Origin of the sequence: Halomonas sp. AOP30-A1-24 (genome assembly GCF_052378165.1) — a bacterium.
Lineage (GTDB): Bacteria > Pseudomonadota > Gammaproteobacteria > Pseudomonadales > Halomonadaceae > Vreelandella > Vreelandella citrativorans.
Genome location: NZ_JBQSXL010000004.1, coordinates 46076 through 66515, shown reverse-complemented (window position 1 = coordinate 66515; position 20440 = coordinate 46076). Strand labels below are relative to the sequence as shown.

Here is a 20440-nt window from a genome sequence, read left to right as displayed (position 1 = left end):
GTGCCGAGGGACTTATACCTTGGCAGTACCCGCCAGTTGACTGGCCAGGTCTTGCTCGTCCTCTTTGGCACGGGGCCGAGCGTGGCGTGCCTGAAGCTCCGGGGCAGAGACTTGTGTCAGCTCAACATCGAATACTACTTGGGAGAATGGACCGCTCAGGTCCCGCTGGGCGATTTCAGCCGGGTCGTCGATGCGCTCGGCGGGGATCACCAACTCTTCTCGAGTGGCGAAGGCGAAGTCATCAAACGTGTAGGGGTCGCCCGCCAAGTTGATCTGGGTGGTCAGGTGCTGATGGCCCGGGGCGGAAACGAAGTAGTGGATATGGGCCGGGCGCTCGCCATGACGGCCAAGCGACTTGAGTACCACATCGGTGGGCGCGCCTTCGGGAACGCCGTAACCGGAGGGAATGACGCTATGAGCGGTATAACGACCGTCACTATCGGTGTAGATCGTGCGGCGCAGGTTATACTCGGACTGCGACGGGTCAAAGAAAGAGTAGCCGCCCTTGTCGTTGGCGTGCCATATCTCAACCTTGGCCCCGGCAATCGGGGTGCCATCCACGTCCCGAACCTGGCCGGTCAGCCACATGGTCTCGCCTTCGGTGGTTTCGTCGGCCATACGCGCAAACCCTTCAGCTTCCGGGGCACCGGCCACGTACAGCGGGCCTTCGATGGTACGCGGCGTGCCGCCGGTGCGCTGGGCCTCGGCATCGATGGCATCGTGACGCATATCAAGGAAGTGATCGAACCCAAGGCCCGGCGAGAGTAGGCCGAACTGGGTCTGGCTACCCAGCGCGTTGAGCAGATTAACCGCCGCCCAGTACTCTTCTTCGGTGACATCGAAGTCATCGATCAACTTGAAAAGATCGCCCACCAGGCGATGGACAATCTGCTTGGCACGGCCATTGCCGCCAGCCTGGTCGAGCCCGGCGACCGTGTTAATGAAGTCTTGTACTTCTGGCGTGTCGAAGATTTTCACAGTCATTATATAATCCTCAGATTTTTATAAGATATTGTTCTATTAGTAATAAGCTGACGTGGTGCGTATTTGTTTAACTATCATCTTCGCGAATGGAGGAGGGATGGCGGCACAAGGGCTTGACGCTGATCTCCATATACGGAAATAGTGGGAGATTGCTAACGAGCTCTTGTAACTCAGCATTATCTTTAACGTCGAAAATACTGACATTGGAGTAGCTGCCCGCTACCCGCCATAAGTGACGCCACTTGCCCTGACGCTGTAGTTCTTGCGAATACTCTTTTTCGGTTGACTTGATCCTGGCCGCCTGCTCAGCCGGCATATCGGGCGGTAGTTTGACGGTCATTTCTACTTGAAAAAGCATGCCTATCTCCTTTCTAAATCACGTGTACGCTTAGTGATGGCAACTTGAACACAAGGGTTATTTACGGGCGTAATGGGCCAATTTATCTTCGTCCAGCGTCATTCCCAGACCCGGCCCTTTAGGCACCTCGACACCGAACTCGGTGTAATTGAGAGGCTCGACGACGATGTCGTCTTTTTGCAAAAGCGGGCCAAACATCTCGGTGCCCCAAGCCATTTCTGGGAGGATGGACCAGGCGTGAAGTGATGCGGCTGTGCCGATAGTGCCTTCCAGAAGCGTACCGCCGTATAAACCTATACCGGCGGCCTGAGCGACGTGGGCCAGCTCTAAGGCGCCATAAATGCCGCCAGCCTTGGCCAGTTTGATAGCATAGGCACCGCTGAAGCCGCGACAGATAAGGCCCAGCCCGTCGCGCGCATCCTGCACTGCTTCGTCTGCCAGCATAGGAACGTTAAAGCGGTTGGCTAACCGCACTAAACCGGCGTGTTCCCGTGCAGGGATAGGTTGCTCAATCAGATCAATGCCAGCATCTTGAAGCGCCTGGATACCACGCACCGCCACGGACTCATCCCAAGCCTGATTGACGTCGACACGTACACTGGCACGATCGCCTAACGCCTCTTTAATCGCCGCCACATGACGGACATCCTGGTCGACAGGGTTAGCACCTATCTTCAACTTGAAATCACAGTGGCGGCGTTGCTCCAGGCGTAGTAGCGCTTCATCGATATCCTTGGCGGTATCGCCACTAGCCAGCGTCCATAACACGGGGAGATGCGCTTGCTGATGGCCGCCGAGAAGTTCGCTGATGCTCAGGTCCAAGCGCTTCCCCTGCGCATCCAGCAGCGCCGTTTCGAGTGCCGACTTGGCAATCATATTGCCGCGGGCATGCCGATTGAGCCGTGTACGCAGGGAGTGGATGTTAGTAGAAGGCTGACCAATCAGCAGAGGTGCTAGATAAGTATCGATATTGCGTTTGATACTTTCTGGACTCTCTGGGCCATAGGCCAGGCCACCGATAGTAGTGCCCTCTCCGAGCCCTTCGATACCATCAGAGTGGCGCATACGCACGATGACCATGGTCTGGCAGGCCATGGTTGCCATGGAGAGTTTGTGGGGACGAATAGTCGGTAGATCGACTAGCAGCGTCTCGATATGTTGGATGACGGTTGACATGGCAACTCCGGCGTAAGGCAATCATTTCACTGAATATCAGTTTGATTGGCGCTGTCAGCCGGAACCAATATTGTTTAAGTGCTTTGCCATACCAAGGAGGTATTACCAGGGAGTAATTAGCTCGGCAGTTTTAGCATTCCGACGCCATTATTGATTCACTCTCGTCACTGCCAAAGCCTGTCGGAATCCATTGTTTTTTGTTAATTATCAATTACTTGAGAAAACACCCGACAACTAAGCAACTCATTCCCAAGAATTGGATGGCGTAGCGTACGGGAAATAGCTGTTTTCTTGCACAAGCAGCTCCTGCTACTTGCTATATAAGGTATCTACGAACTTGAAAACCTATGCCTTACTGTGGCTTGTAGCGGTAACCTTCTTTCTTCAAAGTACACTGAGTTATGAATCTTTTGCGACAAAAGAATAAGCCGCTACTGCCGAATCAGCGTCATTTCACGGCTTACTTGGTAGTAACGTTAGGGAGCTAAGGCTAATTTATGTCTTGCTGCCACCACATCATCATAGGGGTCATGGTCCCAAAGCCACTCGAAACGGGTTTCCAGATTTTCGATCAGCCTGGTTTCATCGGCGCTACTACCAACACCGGCATATTCGTAGATATCCCCGGCTTCATGGGATGTTCGCTGTGCCTTGCAGGTGCGGTCATAGCGCACTTGCTCAAAGGCAGACAGCACATCACTCACATTATGGCGATCACAACTAGCATCTGTCAGCAGGCTGGCTAGCACATAAGCATCTTCAAGTGCCAGGCCGGCTCCAGCCCCTTGGTGCGGCACTAGCGCATGAGCAGCGTCGCCAACGATTAACACGCGATCCCGATGGTAACGGGTTAACTCAGGTAACTCATGTAATGCCCACCGCATTGGTTCTGGAATACATTCCAGGATAGCCTGGCAAGCAGGACCCCAATCTTTAAACACCCCCAGCATTTCTTTGTGAGTTACGGCTTGTACCCACTCTTCACCTTCGGGTAGCTTGGGATTTGTTGTCGAACGATCAGTAATAAAGGCGACAACATTAACCAATTGCGACTGTTTAACTGGGAACGTCAAGATGTGACGATCTTTACCAAGATACATTTGAGGTACTAGTGCTAAACGCTTCTTGCTGCCGTGAGCCTCTAAGGTAGTCTCTAGTTCACTTGTCGGGATCATGCCACGGTAGGCGTAAGTACCACTCCAAAGCGGCGTAATCTCGCCGTACTGCTCTGGGGGTAAAACGTGCTGACGCACTGCTGATTTAATCCCGTCAAAGCCTATAATCACGTCGCCGGTGAAGTGCGTACCGTCACTGAAGTAAGCCGTTGCACTCTTGGCATCCTGCTGCACCTCGATACAGCGCTTGCCGAAGTGAGCGATGCCGTCTGGAAGGTTGGCAACAATGGCATCCAGAAAATCAGCACGGTGCACCGAGGATTGACCAACGCCTGGTGCTAAGCTGGCAGTTAAATAAGTGTCATCACTGCCACGCCGCCATTCAAACCACACATCTTCAAAGGGCGCGGGTGAAGAATCGGCAATACGTTGATAAGAGGCTTCCAATCCCAGCCGTTGAATAGCTTTCACAGCATTAGGGCCAAAGGAAACTCCAGCACCAATCTCAGAGAACTGGGGGGCTGATTCAAAAAGCTGAACATCAAGCTGGCTATCGCGGGATAACGCAACCGCAAAGGCCACGCCACCGATGCCACCACCGATAATACCAATAGAAAGACGTTTTTGTTGCACCTGTGTGGCTTGCATATTGTCACTCCGGTCAGAGATTTATCGTTATCATGTTGAGCTTTATGCTCTTGCCCTAACGCTATCCGGATGAAACAGCAGCCACCACACAGCCCTCTTCATTCGAACTATAAGCGGTGCTAATAACATTACGAAACAATGAGTTGGAATCAGTTCATTTAAATTCAATAGACCAATGTCGAACAAATGACGAGGCATCGAGGGATGGTAAAACTTACGGATATCGACCTTAACCTACTGGTTGTTTTTGATCTTTTGTACCAGGAACAGAACACCCAACGGGTCGCTCTACGTTTAGGTATTACCCAACCTGCCGTGAGTCATGCGCTTAAGCGTTTAAGGCTTTTACTGCTGGACGAGCTCTTCGAGCGCACTTCTCAAGGGCTTCAGCCAACGCCGCGCGCCAGTCAGTTGCATCCCGGCATCGCCGATGCACTCGCAAGAGTGAACGATACCTTGAACATAAACGAGGTTTTCCATCCCGCGGTGAGCGAGCGCACCTTTAATATCAACATGACTGATATTGGCGAGATCGTCTTTCTGCCGCGCTTGCTTGAGCATCTTTCAAAAGCAGCGCCGGGCGTGTCACTGACAACCGTGCGCAGCCGCAATAGCGACCTGAAACAGGAGATGGAGGCGGGTCAGATCGACCTATCCGTTGGCCTTATTCCACAGCTTGGAGCTGGTTTTTATCAACAGCGGCTATTTGGGCAGCGCTATGTGTGCCTGATGCGCCAGGGCCACCCGTTGGCCACCGGCGAGTTTGATGTGGAGCGTTTTCGCACCGCTTCTCACGCCGTGATAGTGGCACAAGGTACCGGCCACGGCATCGTAGAAGAGCAGCTGGCACGTGCCAAAATCACGCGCCCCGTCAGGTTAACGTTGCCGCATTTTGCCGCCGTTCCTTATATCATCAGCAACAGCGACCTAATCGTCACGGTGACCGATAAATTGGCCGAAGCTACCTGCGAGCGTTTTGGGCTAACGATTCGAGAGCACCCGTTGGCGTTTCCCGAGATCCCGATCAACCTTTTCTGGCACCGCCGCTTTCACCAGGACCCTGGCAGTCGGTGGTTGCGTGGGCTGATGTTCACGATGTTTTCCGAGTAATTACAACGAAAAAGCGCCAAATTCATCCAAATATATCTCCTGCCATTTGGATGAAATTATCAAGCACGGGAGATGCGCTGCTCCTTCGCCACGCCAGCCAAAGTGGCATATCACAGGTTGTTAACTCTTCTAGCTCAATAAAACGGATGCCTGGCATGGGATGGCAGCGACTGGCAGCCGGGACAATCGCTATCCCCAATCCTGCCGAGACCATACTGAGGATGGTAATGTTATCCGCGCCATACTGCACCACGCGAGGCTCAAAGTTTAGCCGTGCAAAGTGCATGATCACACGATCATAATAGACCGGAGAAATACTGCGGTACCCCCATACAAACTCAGCCTCAGCAAGGTCCGCAAGTTTTGTCGGAGGCAATCGTGCCCAAGACGAAGAGGTGGGTACGGCGAGTATTAGGTGATCTTGCTGAAGTAGACGTGCGTCGATGCCCGACGGAGCATGCTCATCGTGATAGATAATACCGACATCAAGACTACCCTGTTGCAGCTTTTCTAACTGAGGGCCGGAAAGCAATGGCAAGACATCCAGCGCCACATGGGGATAGCGGCTACGATAGTCGCCCATGAGTTTAGCCACTTCGGTTACCCACAAATGCGTCACGGTTATACCAAGGCTAAGTTTTCCTGTTTGCCCACTGCCCAGTGCTAACAAGCGCGCCTTGATATTCGCACGCTCGTCTAACATGCGTGTAGCATCGTCGTAAAGCGCACGCCCCGCCACTGTCAATCGGATCCCGCGAGCGTGGCGATCCAGAAGTGGTGTACCAACCTGTTCTTCTAACAGGCGCATCTGCCGTGTCAACGCAGGCTGTGCAACGTGTACCTTGCGGCTAGCCCCAGAAATCGATCCGCTCTCCACCACGGCAATAAAATACTCCAGTTGACGAAACTCCATGGTTTGACAACACCTCGTATACGCCCGTGAACCACAAGTAAAAGCAGCTTAGTTACCAACACTTTAAACCATACCGCCCACCCATACCTAAATGATATATCTAACATCTAAAAGATATATTTTTGATATCCCAATGCTTGTTTCATAGTGAATAAACAATCCATAACAAGACTCGCTATGACGAGCAGGAAACCCGATGAACAAGACATACCACTTTCTAACAGGGCTGCACTTTGCGGTGTGCACCCTGGCAATGATCTGGCCCGGCGCACTGATCGCCAATCGTATCGAACCCACCGTACTCGGACTGCCCTTTCTATTTTTCTGGTACATCCTCTGGATGCTGATTCTATTTGTCGGCATGTGGGTAGCCTTTGTGATTCGCCACGGAGGTGATCGCCATGAATGATTCAATCATTGTCGTCGGCATCACCCTGACCTATCTCGCTCTGGTGCTATGGGTGGGACTCCGCGCTCGCGGTCAGAAAAATTCAAGTCTAGAGGGCTATGTAGCAGGTGGACGCCATGTTGGCGTGGTGATTTTGTTCTTCATCCTCGGCGCTGAAATATTCTCCGCCTTTGCCTTCTTGGGCGCGCCGGGCTGGAGCTATCAGCATGGTGCACCAGCCTTCTATATTCTCGCTTACCTGTCGCTGATGCCCATCACCATTTGGGCCATGGGGCCACGAGTGGCCAAGCTAGGCCGAGAACGGGGCTATCTCACCCAAGGCGACATGATTGCCGATCACTACCAAAGCAAAACGCTGGGTATGCTGGCTGGCGTGATCGGTGTGCTAGCGCTAGTACCCTATCTTACGATTCAGATTGCCGGTGCAGGCCTGTTGTTTCAGGCGGCTACTGATGGCCTGATTCCCTTCTGGCTGGGGGCATTGCTAGCCTTCCTGGTAGTTGCCGCCTACGTCTTCTGTAGTGGTCTGAACGGCATCGGGTGGACCAACCTACTCCAAGGAATCATGATGATAGTCATCGCTTGGTTCCTGGGCCTCTCCATCTCTGAGCGCCTCTACGGCGGCGTGGGCGAAATGTTCCACCAGATCCAGTTAACCATGCCTGAATACCTGACCATGCCTGGGGCCACTGGTATGAACTGGGGCTATTTCAGTACTGCGGTGCTGGTCAGTGCTTTCGGCGGTGCCATGTGGCCGCATCTGTTTATGAAGTTCTATTCGGCGGACAGCGGTAAGACGCTGCGTAAGGTTAGCGTCTTTTACCCGCTTTACGCCTATCTGTTGGTGCCGCTATTGTTTATCGGTTTTGCGGGCATTTTGACCTTCTCCGACTCTCCTTTAGAACGCTCCGATACGGTGCTCCTGCGCATGGTAATGGACGCGGCCAACTTCTCACCCTGGGTGGTCGGCTTGATGCTTTCTGGCGCGCTGGCCGCTGCCATGTCTACAGGCGCTAATCTAGCTCATACCGCTGCCGTAGTGTTGGTGCGTGATGTGGTTGGCCCCACCATGATGAAAGGGGCAAACGAGAAGGCGATCATCAGCGCAACACGCGGGAGCGTGCTCGGCTTGTCATTGATCGCCTACCTGTTTGCACTGGCCAACCCCTCGTCGCTGGTACTACTCCTACTCGGTGCCTATGGCTTAATTGTTCAACTCTTCCCGATGGTCATTGGCGCGCTGTTTATGCCACGCCTACGCCGCGCTAGCGTCATGGCGGGCGCCCTATTCGGCAGCCTGGCCTACTTGCTGATGGAATTCGCCTGGAACTCTCCACTTGGCTGGCACGCTGGCATCTGGGCGATGCTGATCAACGTCGGCACTGTGGCTGTCTGGCAGTGGTTGGTTAACCCCACCCTTGCGGCCCCTACGTCAACATCTCCCCATTGAATGCCTGGAGAAATACATGGCTACCCAAACAGAATGTTTCAATTTAAAAGATGCTATCAGCAAACAGGCCGAGGCAACGTTCGTAGATATCCAAACGCTATATCGCGAGTTGCATCGAATGCCAGAGCTTCCCTTCCAGGAGTATAAAACCAGTGCGCGTCTCGCCGACGCTTTGGAAAGCCTCGACTATGAAGTAACACGCGGCGTAGGCGGCACGGGCGTCGTCGCTCTAATGCATAACGGAAGCGGCCGTACGGTCATGCTGCGTGGCGATATGGATGCCCTCCCCATCAAGGAAGAGACTGGACTCGATTTTGCCAGTAACGAAACCACTACTACGTCAGATGGTAATGAAATACCACTGATGCACGCTTGCGGGCATGACCTACACAGCAGCTGTATTGTAGGAACAGCTGCTGTGATGGCAGCGCTAAAAAAACACTGGTCCGGCACGTTGATGCTCATCTGTCAGCCTGCAGAAGAGATTTTTGGCGGTGCCAAAGCGATGTTAAATGATGGCCTCTACGAACGCTTCCCACGCCCAGACATCATTTTAGGTCAACACAATATGCCAGCATTAGCAGGAAGTGTTGGGCATATTTCTGGCAGCGCCATGGCCGCATGTACTAATTTGGCGGTGACTATTCATGGCGCTGGGGGCCACGGGTCTATGCCTGCACAAACGGTAGATCCGGTCGTGATCGCAGCGCATGTGGTCACCCGGCTACAGAGCATCGTTTCCCGGGAAGTACCACCGGAAGAAACCGTGGTGGTCACCGTAGGAAAGCTCCACGCGGGCACCCAAGCTAATATTATCCCCCACTCCGCCGAACTTGAGATTAATATCCGTAGCTTTGATGATGTGCTGCATAGCCAAGTAGTGGCATCTATTAAGCGTATTATCCGCGCAGAATGCGAAGCGGGCCGCTCGCCCAAACTGCCAGAATTCCGAATACTCAACGAGACTATCGCTCTGCACAACGATCCGATGGCGGTAGAGCATGTTCGCCATGCCCACACTGAATATTTTGGCGATGCCAACCTTTTCGCCATGCCACGCCTTAATGCCAGCGAGGATTTCCCGCTGCTTGGCAACGCCGAAGCCAGCGGTTTTGGTGGCAAAGATATCCCCTACGTCTATTGGTTTATTGGCGCCACGCCCGCTGATCGCTGGGCAAAAACCTTAGGAACGAGCGTGTCGCAGAAAATGCGCCACCTTGAAATGCCTCATTCACCTTACTACTTTCCGGGTAATGACGTGACGTTGCGAACCGGTATTGAGGCAATGGCAACCGGCGCTCTCGCCTATTTAGCCTAGTGTCACTGCAACCTTAACGGCCACGGTCTACCAGCACAGCCGTTAAGGTTTTGGCTTGGCCCACGCCGCGCGGGTGCTGTGGGCAGCCGTTTTATTGGTAATCTTCCAAGTACCGTCGATCTTCACCAGGGCAATAACATCGACCCAAGAGTCTGCAAGATTGTCGCTGTTATCAAAACCCAGTAGCACGCTGGCCACGTCCCCGGCTTGGGTGACTGCAATAAAACGGCTTGTGACCTTTCGGTAGCTATTTGCCCAGCGTTCAAAACGAGCGCTGACCAAATCAGTCGCTAGAATGCCTTCAGCATCCACAGCAAATATCCACGCATCCTTATGAAAGGCCTCCTGCAATTTTTCCATACCGCCTTGAAAGCCATCAACATATAGCTGCACGACGTGTTTAATTACATCAATCTCGAAGGCATTACCTACTGTAGTAGCGTTATTCATGTTTGAACTCCTGCAAATAATTTAGCGTTTTTTATAACTTTTATAGCCTTGGCATCTCGCGGGCCTGTTGCCAGCTAGCTATTGGGCGCTGGTACTGGGCGCATAGCACAACCGTACGGTCGACCAACGCCGCATTGGAAGGGCCAGCGTATTTTCCCAGGGAGTTTACTAACGCAATAATAGAGACGCCGATAGGCGCCCTAATAACCGCCGTAGCCGTGTTACTGACCCGCATGGTGATGAACCAGCTGGCAAACATTAGCCCGAAAACGATTTGAGCGGGTCTAGTGTCGACGGTGAGAACCGTTAACAATGCAAAGCTCACCCACGCCAAGCGCTTAATCGTCTGCTGAAAGGGTGTATTCAAGCTGTTGGCGTTAGCGGTTGAACGCGCCATATACTCCTTGCACTGCACCTACTGGCGAGTTTCCAAGCCAGTGACGCAAGTCTCGCCGTGGTTCGCCACGTCGCCCAGATCAGTTGCCAGTACGCCAAGCAGCTTCTCGGCGATTAGCTGAGGCGCTTCTACTGAAGGCACATGACCTACGCCGTCAAAGATCTTAAGCGATGCGCCGTCAAGCTCGGCAGACAAGGCTTCCAGTGTCGCCGGCGGCGTGGCCAGATCTTCACTGCCGCCAAGTAGCTGCACCTTGACGTTCTTGTTGGAGAGCTTGCCGGTAAACGTCTCGCGGCCGAGCATTTCACACAGCTGAGCGTAGGATTCATCGTCGCCGCGGCCCATCTGAATGCACCAGCCCGCTTTCAGCGCGGGGCTTGCTTCAAAGGCCGTGGGCGCAAACCAGCGCGGCACAATCTCTTGTGACATCGCCGCGAGACCTTCCTGACGCACGCGACCCGCGCGAGTGTTCCAGAGCTCTGAGTTGCCGATAACCGCGCCGGTATTGGTGAGCGTGGCAGAGAGCAAACGGTCGCTGTGCTCAGCGATCAGCTGTTGACCGATGACACCACCAATGGAAGTACCGACAAAGTGAAAGCGCGCAGCGCCTGAAAGCTCTGCCAGCGCCAAGGCCTCGGCGGCCAGATCCGCGGGCGTAACCTGTGCGCCACTGACCGCCTGACTAGCCCCGTGACCAGGCAGGTCCCAAGTCAGCACGCGATAGCGTGGCAAGAGTACCGGGATGATGTCATCCCACACGGCCTGGCTCATGCCCAAGGGGTGCGCCAGCACTACCAAGGGGTTAGCTTCTATGCCGAGCAGCCGATAGGCCACGCTGCGGCCATTGATGGTATGAAATGCCATGGCGACCTCCGTTAAACGCGTTCGATCAGTGTGGCGATGCCTTGGCCAACACCCACACACATGGTGCATAGCGCGTAGCGCTTGCCGCTGTTTTGCAGCTCATGGGCGGCGGTGAGCAGCAACCGTGCGCCGGACATGCCCAGCGGGTGACCTAAAGCAATCGCTCCACCGTTAGGGTTTACCCGAGGGTCATCATCGTCCAGGCCAAGGTCACGCATGCAAGCCAGCGCCTGAGCAGCAAAGGCTTCGTTAAATTCAAATACATCAATCTCATCTAGCGAGATACCGGTGCGCTTAAGCAGTTTCTGTACTGCCGGTACCGGGCCATAGCCCATGATGCGCGGTTCAACGCCAGCCGTTGCCATCCCGATGATTTTTGCCATCGGTGTCAAGCCGTACTGCTTAACTGCGGATTCGCTTGCCACTAGCATGGCAGCCGCGCCGTCGTTGACGCCGGAGGCGTTGCCTGCTGTGACGCTACCGCCATCACGGAAGGGCGTCGGCAAGGCCGCGAGTTTCTCCAGCGTGGTTTCCCGCAGATGCTCATCGGTATCAAATACCAACGGCTCCTGCTTACGGCGAGGAATCTCGATGGCGGTAATCTCTTGAGCAAAACGCCCAGCCTTTTGGGCGGCGGCCGCTTTCTGCTGGGAGCGCAATGCAAAAGCGTCCTGATCTTCCCGGGAAATCTTGAACTGCTCGGCGACGTTCTCCGCCGTTTCGGGCATGGAGTCCACCCCGTAGGCTTTCTTCATTAGCGGATTGATAAACCGCCAGCCGATGGTGGTGTCTTCGATTTTTTGCCCGCGGGCGAAGGCGCTGTCGGCTTTGCCCATCACGTAAGGCGCGCGCGACATGGATTCCACGCCGCCGGCCAGCGCCAGCTCCATCTCACCGGCTTTAATCGCCCGAAACGCTGTACCTACCGCGTCCATTCCGGAGCCGCATAAGCGGTTCATGGTGGTGCCGGGGACCGAGGTGGGGATGCCTGCCAAGAGCGACGACATGCGCGCGACGTTGCGGTTATCCTCACCAGCCTGGTTGGCGCAACCCATAAACACTTCTTCGATCGCGGCAGGATCAAGATCCGGCGCGTCGGCCAGTACGGCCTTGAAGATCGTGGCGGCGAAATCATCCGGGCGCACACTTGCCAGCGTGCCGCCAAACCGGCCTACGGCGGTACGTCGTGGGTGACATAAATAAACGTTTGTCATAACCGACTCCTTATTCACCCGTGTGAGCGCGTTCGGTGCGGGCTTTCAGCTCGCGCAGGATCTCAAGTTCTTTCTCACTGGGCTCAGGAGTGCTCTCAAGCTGGTCGGCAAAACGTATCTCCCAGCCGGTCGCCTCCATCACGTCCTCGCGATTAACACCGGGGTGAAGCGATACCACGACAAGCTCTTTGGTGTCGGGGTCGGGCTTCATTACGCATAAATCGGTGATCACCCGGGTAGGGCCTTTACCGATATTAGGCACGTTATCGCGCCCTTTGCCGTCACGGCCAAAGCCTAGCGTGGTAACAAAATCGACATCTTTTACAAACGCCCGTTTGGAGTGCTTCAGGGTAATAAATACCTCACCCGCGTTGGTGGCAATTTCCGGCGCCCCACCGCCGCCCGGCAGGCGTACTTTAGGTGCTTTGTAATCGCCAATCAGCGTGGTGTTGAGGTTAGCAAAACGGTCAATTTGTGCGGTACCCAAAAAACCCACGTTCACTTTGCCGCCCTGTAGCCAGTAACGGAACATTTCCGGTACAGCCACGGTGGTGAGTGCTGATTCGCACAGCTCGCCGTCGCCGATGGAGAGCGGCAGAATGTCCGGCTTGGTTTGCAGCGTGCCGGATTCGTAAATCAAGACTACGTCTGGCGCATGGGTAAGGCGCGCCAGGTTGGCAGCTTCAGAAGGCAGGCCGATTCCCACAAAGCAGGTGGTGCCGTTTTCCAGCGCGCGTGCCGCCGTGACGGTCATCATTTCAGAAGAGGTATATTCCAGACTCATCAGACGTTCTCCCCTGCATGATTTTGAACACCCTTAAAGACGTTCTCATCGAGCCACTGAGTAAAAGTGTCACGATCGCGAGCGATGGCGTCCCACTCCTTGTAGAAACGGTTACTGCGACCGTAATAGCCGTGAGTGTAAGAGGGCAGCGCGCCTTTCTCGGCCACCGCAATGGCACTGATCGCCCAACCTGGAATCACGCAGGCATTGGGATGCGCCTTCAAGTCATCGACGATCTCTTCGACCGTGACGATGCTGTGTGTGGCGGCGAGTATGGCTTCCTTCTGTACGCCGACAATTCCTTCCACCAGCACGTTGCCCTGGCGGTCCGCACGCTGAGCGTGAACGATGGACACATCCGGGCGTACCGAAGGCACGGCGGCTAAGCGCTCACCAGTAAACGGGCACTCGATGAATTTGATCTGATCGTTCACGCTGGGCAGTTCGCTGCCGATGTAACCGCGGAAAACAGCCATCGGCAAACCCGCAGCCCCCGCTTCAAAGGCGCAGGCCATGGCCGCGTGACTGTGCTCAAGAATCTCAACCTTGTGCGGCCAGCCTTTCTCAACCGCATCACGTAGGCGGTGTAATGAGCCAACGCCTGGGTTGCCGCCCCAGGAGAAAATCACCTTTTTGGCGCAACCAGCGCCGATTAGCTGATCGTAGATGATGTCGGGAGTCATGCGGATCAGCGTCAGGTCACGCTTTTGCTGACGGATCACTTCGTGACCTGCAGCAAACGGGATGAGATGGGTAAAGCCTTCCATGGCCACGGTAGCGCCGTCTTGAACGTAGCGTGCTACCGCGTCATGTAAGCTGAGAAACTCGGCCATTATGGGTGCCTCTTAGCGGGTCGTTGGCATACTTGCTGGTGGCGATTAACACATTGTTCGCAAAGCGAACATGAATCCTCTATACGAACAAGTTACTGCCGAACGTGAATGGGGTCAAACCCCACCACGCATGCCTAACGCCCCATTACGACACCTGTCTATTTCATGAAATAAAATAAACATTTGTTTTTAAATGATATTATTTCGAATCCAACCATTTCTGGGCACGCTTCACCTGAGCCACACTACTACCAAGGTATAAAGCCGGATCGCAAGCTTTGCACAGCGATTCGTTATCAATAATTCCGTTTGTCTCAGGGTGCTCAGCCAGTACATCCATCAACACGTCGGCATAATCCCGGGATTCGCGACGCGAGGTTTCCGCTGCCGCAGCACTTACTGTTTTGGCATGATCTGCGCCTAGTGTCGGGGTCAATAGGCGTGCTACCGGCTCAGCCATGATGCCCCCCCAGTAGCCGCCAGTTTCTCGGCAGCGCCCGCTGCATGAGGGTGCGTCCGATCATGGGCGTATGGCTGTGCGTGTTCATGAGATTTATCGCTGCCGCGCGGCAGCGCAACAACAGGCTATCCAGCGCGGCCAGCCGCGGCTTGAGCAACAGCATCAACGCAGCGTCGCTCCTTGGTGCCAGTAACGCTTGAGATCGTTAGTGAGAAGCGCCCGGCTTTGCTTGACGAAAGGGATGGCGACGTTACCGCCGCTGGCGATGCCCTCAGCCATTTCAGCGATATTGAAAGAGACATTTTCCAACTGCATCTGCTGACTCGTGCCTTTGGGCACCGTGCCACTGGCTTCCTGAACTCGACACGTCCGCCATTCGAACTATGCGCTAAAGAACGAAGGATCTTTTTCAACCGTCATTCAGCAGCCGCTTTGACTCGCCATTGAATGCGTCTTGACTTTGGCAGGAAGCGGCCATGATGAATACTCTCAGTTATGACCAAGCGAAAGAGGCCGATATTTTCAGTTGCAAAAAAGTAAACTGTATCGCTGGCGTAACGCCAAGATGCGGTCAGATATGGTTCTTTTTGTGATTAGAGAGGCATTTTTCCTACAGCAAGCCTGATAACCCGCGTGAATGTTTAATAGATTTCTTGTTGCGCTTTAAACAACACCTAGCGAGCCTTTATGATCGCTTCAAGAGCCGCCTGATACCCATGGATCCCAAGCCCGGCGATCACCCCGTCGGCGCGCAGCGACACGTAGGAATGGTGACGAAAACTCTCGCGTTTGTGCACATTGGAGATATGCACTTCGATGACGGTGCCTTCGAACGCGTTTAGCGCATCGAGTATGGCAACCGATGTGTGCGTATAGGCTGCCGGGTTGATAATTATCGCTTGGCTGCCGTCCTGCCGGGCGGCGTGTATTGCATCAATCAGTGCGCCTTCATGGTTGCTTTGAAAACAGTTGATTTCCCACCCTGCTAACACTGCCGTCTCGCGCAGTTGTTTATTCACGTCATCCAGAGTTTCATGACCATAGATTTCGGGCTGCCGGGTGCCTAAAAGGTTGAGGTTCGGCCCGTGCAGTACCGTTACTTTTTGTTGGCCCATAAGTAGCTTTCCTAATGGCGAGTAAAGCAAATGTAAGGCGCACATGCGCCGTGGCAAAGACTAAGCGAATAATTGTTCGCCATTCGAACAACGTGTTACATTGGAATTTTGAAAATGCGTCCAAGCGGTGAATTATTCGTTATGAAAGACTCTTTACAAGAAGACACTCTCACACCTGATAGCCGTGACTTTGTTTCAGCGCTTGCCAGTGGCCTGGATGTAATCTTGGCGTTTGACGATACGCATTCGCGCATGACGTTAAGTGAGGTCGCCGCGCGAACCGACATGAACCGCGCCAAGGCGCGCCGCTTTCTACTGACACTGCATGCCTTGGGCTATGTTCGCAAACATCAGCGCTATTTCGAGCTGGCGCCCAAGGTCTTACAGCTAGGCTATTCATTTCTTTCTGCGAACAATTATCGTAGCGTTATCCAGCAGTACTTGGAAGATATTACCGCGCAAACTGGTGAGTCCTCATCGCTTGGCCAGCTTGAAGGTGACGATGTTATCTATATCGCACGCTCGGCCGCCCCCCACCGCTTGATGGCGATCTCCCTTTCCGTGGGTACACGTCTGCCGGCGGCTCACACCTCAATGGGTCACGTATTGCTTGCCCAGCTCTCTGAGCAGGCGCTGGAAAGCTACCTTGAGCGTATCGCGCTGAAGCGCTACACCGATAAAACCATTATCGACAAGGGCGCACTTAAAAAGCGGATTGAAATGGTGCGCGAACAGGGCTATGCCATCGCTGACCAGGAACTGGACTCGGGCCTGCGCTCATTGGCAGTACCTGCGTTTAATGCATCCGGCCAACTGCTTGGGGCAATCAACATCAGCACGAACGCAGCGCGCATTGATATGGATACACTACTGGTAGAGTACTTGCCGCTTCTACACGAAAAAGCGGCTCAGATACGCGCGTCTATTACGACGTGAACGAAGGAGTGATGATGGAAGGGATTGAATGATAAGCCACGCTTCGCTGAAGAACTCATGATGATGAATGCCCCATGACCCTCCCCCTCTACCTAGGCCTCCCCATGTGGGCCAACCAGGATTGGCAAGGCAGCCTGTATGCCCGCCACGCCAAGACAGATCTGCTCAGCGACTATGCCAGCGTATTCTCCAGCGTGGAAGGTAATACGACCTTTTATAGCGGTGCGCCAAAAGCAGAGACCGTTGCCGCTTGGGCTCGCCAGGCGCCTGCTCATTTTCGCTTCTGTTTTAAATTACCTGCCAGTATCACCCATGACCAGCGGCTTACCCATTTGGATGATGTCTGGTCCTTTTTAGCCGCACTTGAACCACTGCATGATCGTCTCGGCCCTACCATGGTCCAACTACCGCGAGATTTCGGGGCGGATGAGCTACCAAAGCTAGAGGCCTTACTGGCTGCCTGGCCCGCTCACTTACCATGCGCGGTTGAAGTTCGTCATCCTGTTTTTTTCCACAAAGGCGCAGCTGAAAAAGCGCTTAACCAATTGTTGATAACTTATTGTGCCAACCGTGTAATGCTGGATGTACGCCCTGTCTTTTCAACCCCTGCCGAGGGCCACGCGGGACTTGCGCACGCTCAGCAGGAAAAGCCGAAACTCCCGTTACACGTGCTTTCCACAGGTAATTTTCCGGTCATTCGCTTTATTGGCCATATTGACAAAACGATTAATACGCACTACTTCGCCCCTTGGAAAGCCCGCCTCCACCTGTGGATAAGTCAGGGGAAAACCCCTTTCTTATTTGTGCATACTGCTGATAATCACGAGTCTCCCGAGATGGCACGCCAGCTATACAATGCGCTTGGCGAACTTGCCGACCTACCCCCGCTTAGCGACTTTCCAGGTGAGGCACAAAACCTGTTGTTTTAAGCTAATATTAATTTAACCTAACTGGCACGGGGCCTCTTGATCGGATAAATTGCGCATACTCTTTGAAAAGCGCAGAGCCGTCTGTGCTTTTCGAACATGCGTAAATGGGGCGCATAGCGGCTTATTACAATTCAACCAACAGTAGGTGATGTATGGCAAAACTTGCACATGCACAATGGTCATCGCGTATGGGCTTTGTGCTTGCAGCTGCCGGTTCAGCGGTAGGCTTAGGGAATATCTGGCGCTTCTCATATATGACCGGTGAAAGCGGCGGCGCTGCTTTTGTTCTGGTCTATCTTGCATGCGTAACGCTGGTTGGCCTGCCCATTCTGGTAGCGGAATGGATGATTGGTCGCCGGGGCCAGAAAAACCCGATTAACACCATGTCCGACCTTGCCACGCGTCACGGACGCTCCAGGGCTTGGGCAACTATCGGTATTAGTGGCGTTCTGGCGGCCTTTTTAATTCTATCTTTTTATAGTGTTATCGGCGGCTGGTCACTCAATTACACGCTGGGGTCGGTGATCGGGACGTTTAACGGTCAGGATGCTGATGCCGTCGGGGCTATTTTTGGCGACCTGCTGGGCAGCCCTACAACGCTTCTACTTTGGCACACCGCGTTCATGGTGCTGGTCATTGGTATCGTGGCGCGTGGTGTGACCAAGGGGCTTGAAGCCGCTTCACGACTTCTGATGCCTGCGCTGGTCGTGCTTCTTTTGATTCTGGTCGGCTATGGCGTAACAAGCGGCTCCTTCGGTGAAGCACTTGCGTTCATGTTCAGCCCTGACTGGGGTGCACTCGACGGTGGTGTCGTACTAGCGGCGATGGGCCAAGCCTTCTTCACCCTATCATTGGGTATGGGCATCATGATGGCGTATGGCTCTTATCTGGGCGAAGACGTCAACCTGATTAGCACAGCGCGTACCGTTATCATCCTGGATACGGTCATTGCCCTGCTTGCAGGTCTTGCGATTTTCCCCATTGTGTTCGCCAACGGGCTAAGCGCAGGCGAAGGCCCAGGACTCATCTTCGTAACGCTACCTCTGGCCTTTGGCAACATGGCGGGCGGCACTATTCTCGGTTTGATGTTCTTCCTGCTGCTGACGTTTGCCGCCATTACGTCGGCTATCTCGCTGCTGGAACCGGTCGTTGAGACAATCGAAGAGCGCACGCCCTTGAGCCGGGTAGGATCGACACTGGCGAGCGGTATTGCGGTGTGGGTACTCGGTGTGGCGGCGCTGCTGTCATTTAATGTGTGGTCCGAGGTACTGTTATTCGGCCTCAACATTTTTGACTTCCTCGACACCTTCACCAGCAAGATTTTGCTGCCGCTGACGGGTCTGGGCGCGATTATCTTCTTCTCGCTCTGTTTGGACAAAGAAGAAGCGCGCAAGGAGCTGCGGTTAGATATCTACGATTTCACCTTGTGGAATCTACTCGCCAAGTACGTGGCGCCACTCGGTGTGATTATCGTATTCCTGACCGGCTTGATCTAGCGATGCCTACGCCCTGCCGCTTGGCAGGGCAGCACCATGTGGGTACTGCTTAAACACCGAGCTACATGCCGTTAGTGCAACTCGCTCTCTTGCCGTTCGTCATCGTCTGGCAGGGGGGCGATATCCCGGTATAACTTCTGAAACTCCCGATGCAGTTCAATCCCTCGGCGAGCCCGTAAATTGCGTTGTGCGGCGCTACGCTGGCGCTGAGCATGCTCATCCACTTCCATGCCCATAAAAATATCCAGCAACTCGCTTTTGACCGAGGTAATTCGTTCGACGTTTTTCATGATCGACGTGCCTCTAGGTGAATATGTCTTCGTCCACCTGCATCTGTGGCGACTGTTGAATGATGCAGTGCGACACTTCACTTCTTACTATACCTTACTTGACAGTATGATGACGAAACCTGGCGAAATGCGTTAACGCCTTTTAAACGAACGCCTAAACATCGTTTCGCTGCCCTTTTATGCCATCACTCAGGCATACTGTGGCAAATGCTGACAAATACAGCAAAGCGCGCAGTGCAAAACGCGCGCACTGGATAATCGAGGAGCTGAACGTGAGTCGCGCCCTGTTCGATGAGATGAGACGCCGCATGGAGCACTTTCGCCGCTCCGAACAAAAAGTGGCACGCTTTGTACTGCGTAATCCTGACGAGGTTATCCACATGCGGATCGTTGACCTCGCCACCGAAGCCAACGTTAGCGAGCCTACCGTGGTGCGCTTCTGTCGCGCCCTGGGCTGCAATGGCTTTCAGGATTTTAAACTGCAGTTAGCGCAAATGCTGGCGTCTGGCAGCCAATTCGCGCAGTTCTCAATGAACGATAGTGACTCCGTTGCTGAGTTCTCACACAGTATTTTTGACTCCACGGTCGGCACCCTGCTTTCGGTACGTGACCGGCTCGATAACGACGCACTGGGCCAAGCGGTTAATGCGCTGACGATGGCCAATCGGGTGGAGTTTTACGGCTTTGGCGCCTCAGGCGCTGTCGCGTTTGATGCACAGCACAAATTTTTCCGTTTACAGATATCTACATCGGCCTATGCGGACCCGCACATGCAGAACATGTCGGCGGTGACCCTTAAAGAGGGTGATGTGGTGGTGGCTATTTCTCAAACGGGCCGGACCAAAGCATTGGTCGCCAGCGTGCGCCTGGCCCGTGAAGCGGGCGCTACAGTGATTGGCCTGTGCCCCAGCGGTTCCCCCTTGGCAGAAGAGGTCAGCCTGCCACTGTATATTGATGTTCACGAAGATACCGAGATCTACACGCCGCTCAGCTCTCGCATCGCCCACCTGGTGTTGATTGATGTGCTCGCCGTGGGCGTTGCCAAAACCCGCGGCCCCAAGCTGGCTGAGCAGCTTAAATCGGTGAAGAAAAGCCTGAATACCCTGCGCTACCCTGAAGACAACTAAATCGTCGTACGCTAACGCCTGTATGCACAGACAGTTCACCTGCTGTGCTAAACTACCCGCCCCT

24 protein-coding genes are annotated in these 20440 nt (G+C 54.1%); 8 read left to right on the top strand and 16 right to left on the bottom strand.

Going from position 1 to position 20440, the window contains the following annotated elements; genetic code table 11:
• Positions 1–12: 12 nt before the first annotated feature.
• The 4 genes from catA to salA form a co-directional block, all read right to left on the bottom strand.
• The gene (gene catA / locus ACT3TJ_RS03415; RefSeq protein ID WP_192526855.1) at positions 13–984 is read right to left on the bottom strand and encodes a catechol 1,2-dioxygenase; all 972 of its coding nucleotides are present in this window, start codon (positions 982–984) and stop codon (positions 13–15) included.
• Positions 985–1051: 67 nt separating this feature from the next.
• A complete protein-coding gene (gene catC, locus ACT3TJ_RS03410; RefSeq protein WP_087110376.1) occupies positions 1052–1342 on the bottom strand; it encodes a muconolactone Delta-isomerase in 291 nt (96 codons plus the stop codon).
• A 57-nt stretch (positions 1343–1399) separates the two neighbouring features.
• The gene (locus ACT3TJ_RS03405) at positions 1400–2518 is read right to left on the bottom strand and encodes a muconate/chloromuconate family cycloisomerase (RefSeq protein ID WP_087110375.1); all 1119 of its coding nucleotides are present in this window, start codon (positions 2516–2518) and stop codon (positions 1400–1402) included.
• A 476-nt stretch (positions 2519–2994) separates the two neighbouring features.
• A complete protein-coding gene (gene salA, locus ACT3TJ_RS03400) occupies positions 2995–4281 on the bottom strand; it encodes a salicylate 1-monooxygenase (protein ID WP_442352862.1) in 1287 nt (428 codons plus the stop codon).
• A 204-nt stretch (positions 4282–4485) separates the two neighbouring features.
• Between salA and ACT3TJ_RS03395 the strand changes: the two genes are divergently transcribed.
• Entirely contained in the window at positions 4486–5391 is a 906-nt protein-coding gene (locus tag ACT3TJ_RS03395; RefSeq protein WP_442352863.1) for a LysR family transcriptional regulator, read from the top strand.
• A 22-nt stretch (positions 5392–5413) separates the two neighbouring features.
• Here ACT3TJ_RS03395 and ACT3TJ_RS03390 read toward each other — a convergent pair whose 3' ends face one another.
• Complete coding sequence (locus tag ACT3TJ_RS03390; protein ID WP_442352864.1) at positions 5414–6304, bottom strand: LysR family transcriptional regulator; 891 nt, start codon at positions 6302–6304, stop codon at positions 5414–5416.
• A 196-nt stretch (positions 6305–6500) separates the two neighbouring features.
• Between ACT3TJ_RS03390 and ACT3TJ_RS03385 the strand changes: the two genes are divergently transcribed.
• From ACT3TJ_RS03385 to ACT3TJ_RS03375, 3 genes are read left to right on the top strand one after another with little or no spacing between them, the layout of a single operon-like run.
• Positions 6501–6713, top strand: coding sequence for a hypothetical protein (locus ACT3TJ_RS03385; protein ID WP_442352865.1), 213 nt, complete (start codon positions 6501–6503; stop codon positions 6711–6713).
• Complete coding sequence (locus ACT3TJ_RS03380) at positions 6706–8163, top strand: sodium:solute symporter family protein (RefSeq protein WP_442352866.1); 1458 nt, start codon at positions 6706–6708, stop codon at positions 8161–8163. The genes ACT3TJ_RS03385 and ACT3TJ_RS03380 overlap by 8 nt, the downstream gene beginning before the upstream one ends.
• A 16-nt stretch (positions 8164–8179) precedes the next feature.
• On the top strand, positions 8180–9481 hold the full coding sequence (locus ACT3TJ_RS03375) for an amidohydrolase (RefSeq protein ID WP_442352867.1): 1302 nt from the start codon (positions 8180–8182) through the stop codon (positions 9479–9481).
• A 42-nt stretch (positions 9482–9523) separates the two neighbouring features.
• Here the strand turns inward: ACT3TJ_RS03375 and ACT3TJ_RS03370 are convergent, their stop codons facing one another.
• From ACT3TJ_RS03370 to aroQ, 10 genes are all read right to left on the bottom strand, one after another.
• A complete protein-coding gene (locus tag ACT3TJ_RS03370) occupies positions 9524–9931 on the bottom strand; it encodes a nuclear transport factor 2 family protein (protein ID WP_442352868.1) in 408 nt (135 codons plus the stop codon).
• A 40-nt stretch (positions 9932–9971) separates the two neighbouring features.
• Positions 9972–10328: a hypothetical protein gene (locus ACT3TJ_RS03365; protein WP_442352869.1), complete on the bottom strand. Its 357-nt coding sequence runs from the start codon at positions 10326–10328 to the stop codon at positions 9972–9974.
• Positions 10329–10346: 18 nt separating this feature from the next.
• The gene (locus ACT3TJ_RS03360; protein WP_442352870.1) at positions 10347–11192 is read right to left on the bottom strand and encodes an alpha/beta fold hydrolase; all 846 of its coding nucleotides are present in this window, start codon (positions 11190–11192) and stop codon (positions 10347–10349) included.
• Positions 11193–11203: 11 nt separating this feature from the next.
• Positions 11204–12406: a 3-oxoadipyl-CoA thiolase gene (pcaF, locus tag ACT3TJ_RS03355; protein WP_442352871.1), complete on the bottom strand. Its 1203-nt coding sequence runs from the start codon at positions 12404–12406 to the stop codon at positions 11204–11206.
• Positions 12407–12416: 10 nt separating this feature from the next.
• Complete coding sequence (locus ACT3TJ_RS03350) at positions 12417–13190, bottom strand: CoA-transferase subunit beta (RefSeq protein WP_087110357.1); 774 nt, start codon at positions 13188–13190, stop codon at positions 12417–12419.
• Positions 13190–14023, bottom strand: a complete 834-nt coding sequence (locus ACT3TJ_RS03345; protein WP_442352872.1) for a CoA transferase subunit A — start codon at positions 14021–14023, stop codon at positions 13190–13192. Before ACT3TJ_RS03345 ends, ACT3TJ_RS03350 begins: the two co-directional genes overlap by 1 nt.
• Before the next feature lie 199 nt (positions 14024–14222).
• Positions 14223–14483, bottom strand: coding sequence for a hypothetical protein (locus tag ACT3TJ_RS03340; RefSeq protein ID WP_442352873.1), 261 nt, complete (start codon positions 14481–14483; stop codon positions 14223–14225).
• Positions 14476–14646, bottom strand: coding sequence for a hypothetical protein (locus tag ACT3TJ_RS03335; RefSeq protein ID WP_444665455.1), 171 nt, complete (start codon positions 14644–14646; stop codon positions 14476–14478). The genes ACT3TJ_RS03340 and ACT3TJ_RS03335 overlap by 8 nt, the downstream gene beginning before the upstream one ends.
• Positions 14646–14798 (bottom strand): hypothetical protein, encoded by a 153-nt coding sequence (locus tag ACT3TJ_RS03330; protein ID WP_442352874.1) that lies wholly within the window; start codon positions 14796–14798, stop codon positions 14646–14648. Before ACT3TJ_RS03330 ends, ACT3TJ_RS03335 begins: the two co-directional genes overlap by 1 nt.
• A 359-nt stretch (positions 14799–15157) precedes the next feature.
• On the bottom strand, positions 15158–15598 hold the full coding sequence (gene aroQ, locus ACT3TJ_RS03325; RefSeq protein ID WP_192526825.1) for a type II 3-dehydroquinate dehydratase: 441 nt from the start codon (positions 15596–15598) through the stop codon (positions 15158–15160).
• Positions 15599–15739: 141 nt separating this feature from the next.
• Between aroQ and ACT3TJ_RS03320 the strand changes: the two genes are divergently transcribed.
• The 3 genes from ACT3TJ_RS03320 (at position 15740) to ACT3TJ_RS03310 (ending at position 18959) form a co-directional block, all read left to right on the top strand.
• Positions 15740–16534, top strand: coding sequence for an IclR family transcriptional regulator domain-containing protein (locus ACT3TJ_RS03320; protein ID WP_442352875.1), 795 nt, complete (start codon positions 15740–15742; stop codon positions 16532–16534).
• Between the two features lie 74 nt (positions 16535–16608).
• Entirely contained in the window at positions 16609–17463 is an 855-nt protein-coding gene (locus tag ACT3TJ_RS03315; protein WP_444665454.1) for a DUF72 domain-containing protein, read from the top strand.
• Between the two features lie 152 nt (positions 17464–17615).
• Positions 17616–18959: a sodium-dependent transporter gene (locus ACT3TJ_RS03310; RefSeq protein WP_441677723.1), complete on the top strand. Its 1344-nt coding sequence runs from the start codon at positions 17616–17618 to the stop codon at positions 18957–18959.
• Between the two features lie 71 nt (positions 18960–19030).
• On the opposite strand, the gene ACT3TJ_RS03305 is transcribed toward ACT3TJ_RS03310, so the two are convergent.
• A complete protein-coding gene (locus tag ACT3TJ_RS03305) occupies positions 19031–19249 on the bottom strand; it encodes a PA3496 family putative envelope integrity protein (protein ID WP_087110325.1) in 219 nt (72 codons plus the stop codon).
• 272 nt (positions 19250–19521) lie between these two features.
• Here ACT3TJ_RS03305 and hexR point away from each other — a divergent pair, with 272 nt between their 5' ends.
• Positions 19522–20376 (top strand): transcriptional regulator HexR, encoded by an 855-nt coding sequence (gene hexR, locus ACT3TJ_RS03300; protein ID WP_172116806.1) that lies wholly within the window; start codon positions 19522–19524, stop codon positions 20374–20376.
• Positions 20377–20440: the final 64 nt, after the last annotated feature.

Excerpts from the sequence above, each read along its gene's own strand:
- catA (WP_192526855.1), bottom strand. The coding sequence starts at position 984 with ATGACTGTGAAAATCTTCGACACGCCAGAAGTACAAGACTTCATTAAC.
- catC (WP_087110376.1), bottom strand. The coding sequence starts at position 1,342 with ATGCTTTTTCAAGTAGAAATGACCGTCAAACTACCGCCCGATATGCCG.
- ACT3TJ_RS03405 (WP_087110375.1), bottom strand. The coding sequence starts at position 2,518 with ATGTCAACCGTCATCCAACATATCGAGACGCTGCTAGTCGATCTACCG.
- salA (WP_442352862.1), bottom strand. The coding sequence starts at position 4,281 with ATGCAAGCCACACAGGTGCAACAAAAACGTCTTTCTATTGGTATTATC.
- ACT3TJ_RS03395 (WP_442352863.1), top strand. The coding sequence starts at position 4,486 with ATGGTAAAACTTACGGATATCGACCTTAACCTACTGGTTGTTTTTGAT.
- ACT3TJ_RS03390 (WP_442352864.1), bottom strand. The coding sequence starts at position 6,304 with ATGGAGTTTCGTCAACTGGAGTATTTTATTGCCGTGGTGGAGAGCGGA.
- ACT3TJ_RS03385 (WP_442352865.1), top strand. The coding sequence starts at position 6,501 with ATGAACAAGACATACCACTTTCTAACAGGGCTGCACTTTGCGGTGTGC.
- ACT3TJ_RS03380 (WP_442352866.1), top strand. The coding sequence starts at position 6,706 with ATGAATGATTCAATCATTGTCGTCGGCATCACCCTGACCTATCTCGCT.
- ACT3TJ_RS03375 (WP_442352867.1), top strand. The coding sequence starts at position 8,180 with ATGGCTACCCAAACAGAATGTTTCAATTTAAAAGATGCTATCAGCAAA.
- ACT3TJ_RS03370 (WP_442352868.1), bottom strand. The coding sequence starts at position 9,931 with ATGAATAACGCTACTACAGTAGGTAATGCCTTCGAGATTGATGTAATT.
- ACT3TJ_RS03365 (WP_442352869.1), bottom strand. The coding sequence starts at position 10,328 with ATGGCGCGTTCAACCGCTAACGCCAACAGCTTGAATACACCCTTTCAG.
- ACT3TJ_RS03360 (WP_442352870.1), bottom strand. The coding sequence starts at position 11,192 with ATGGCATTTCATACCATCAATGGCCGCAGCGTGGCCTATCGGCTGCTC.
- pcaF (WP_442352871.1), bottom strand. The coding sequence starts at position 12,406 with ATGACAAACGTTTATTTATGTCACCCACGACGTACCGCCGTAGGCCGG.
- ACT3TJ_RS03350 (WP_087110357.1), bottom strand. The coding sequence starts at position 13,190 with ATGAGTCTGGAATATACCTCTTCTGAAATGATGACCGTCACGGCGGCA.
- ACT3TJ_RS03345 (WP_442352872.1), bottom strand. The coding sequence starts at position 14,023 with ATGGCCGAGTTTCTCAGCTTACATGACGCGGTAGCACGCTACGTTCAA.
- ACT3TJ_RS03340 (WP_442352873.1), bottom strand. The coding sequence starts at position 14,483 with ATGGCTGAGCCGGTAGCACGCCTATTGACCCCGACACTAGGCGCAGAT.
- ACT3TJ_RS03335 (WP_444665455.1), bottom strand. The coding sequence starts at position 14,646 with ATGCTGTTGCTCAAGCCGCGGCTGGCCGCGCTGGATAGCCTGTTGTTG.
- ACT3TJ_RS03330 (WP_442352874.1), bottom strand. The coding sequence starts at position 14,798 with ATGCAGTTGGAAAATGTCTCTTTCAATATCGCTGAAATGGCTGAGGGC.
- aroQ (WP_192526825.1), bottom strand. The coding sequence starts at position 15,598 with ATGGGCCAACAAAAAGTAACGGTACTGCACGGGCCGAACCTCAACCTT.
- ACT3TJ_RS03320 (WP_442352875.1), top strand. The coding sequence starts at position 15,740 with ATGAAAGACTCTTTACAAGAAGACACTCTCACACCTGATAGCCGTGAC.
- ACT3TJ_RS03315 (WP_444665454.1), top strand. The coding sequence starts at position 16,609 with ATGACCCTCCCCCTCTACCTAGGCCTCCCCATGTGGGCCAACCAGGAT.
- ACT3TJ_RS03310 (WP_441677723.1), top strand. The coding sequence starts at position 17,616 with ATGGCAAAACTTGCACATGCACAATGGTCATCGCGTATGGGCTTTGTG.
- ACT3TJ_RS03305 (WP_087110325.1), bottom strand. The coding sequence starts at position 19,249 with ATGAAAAACGTCGAACGAATTACCTCGGTCAAAAGCGAGTTGCTGGAT.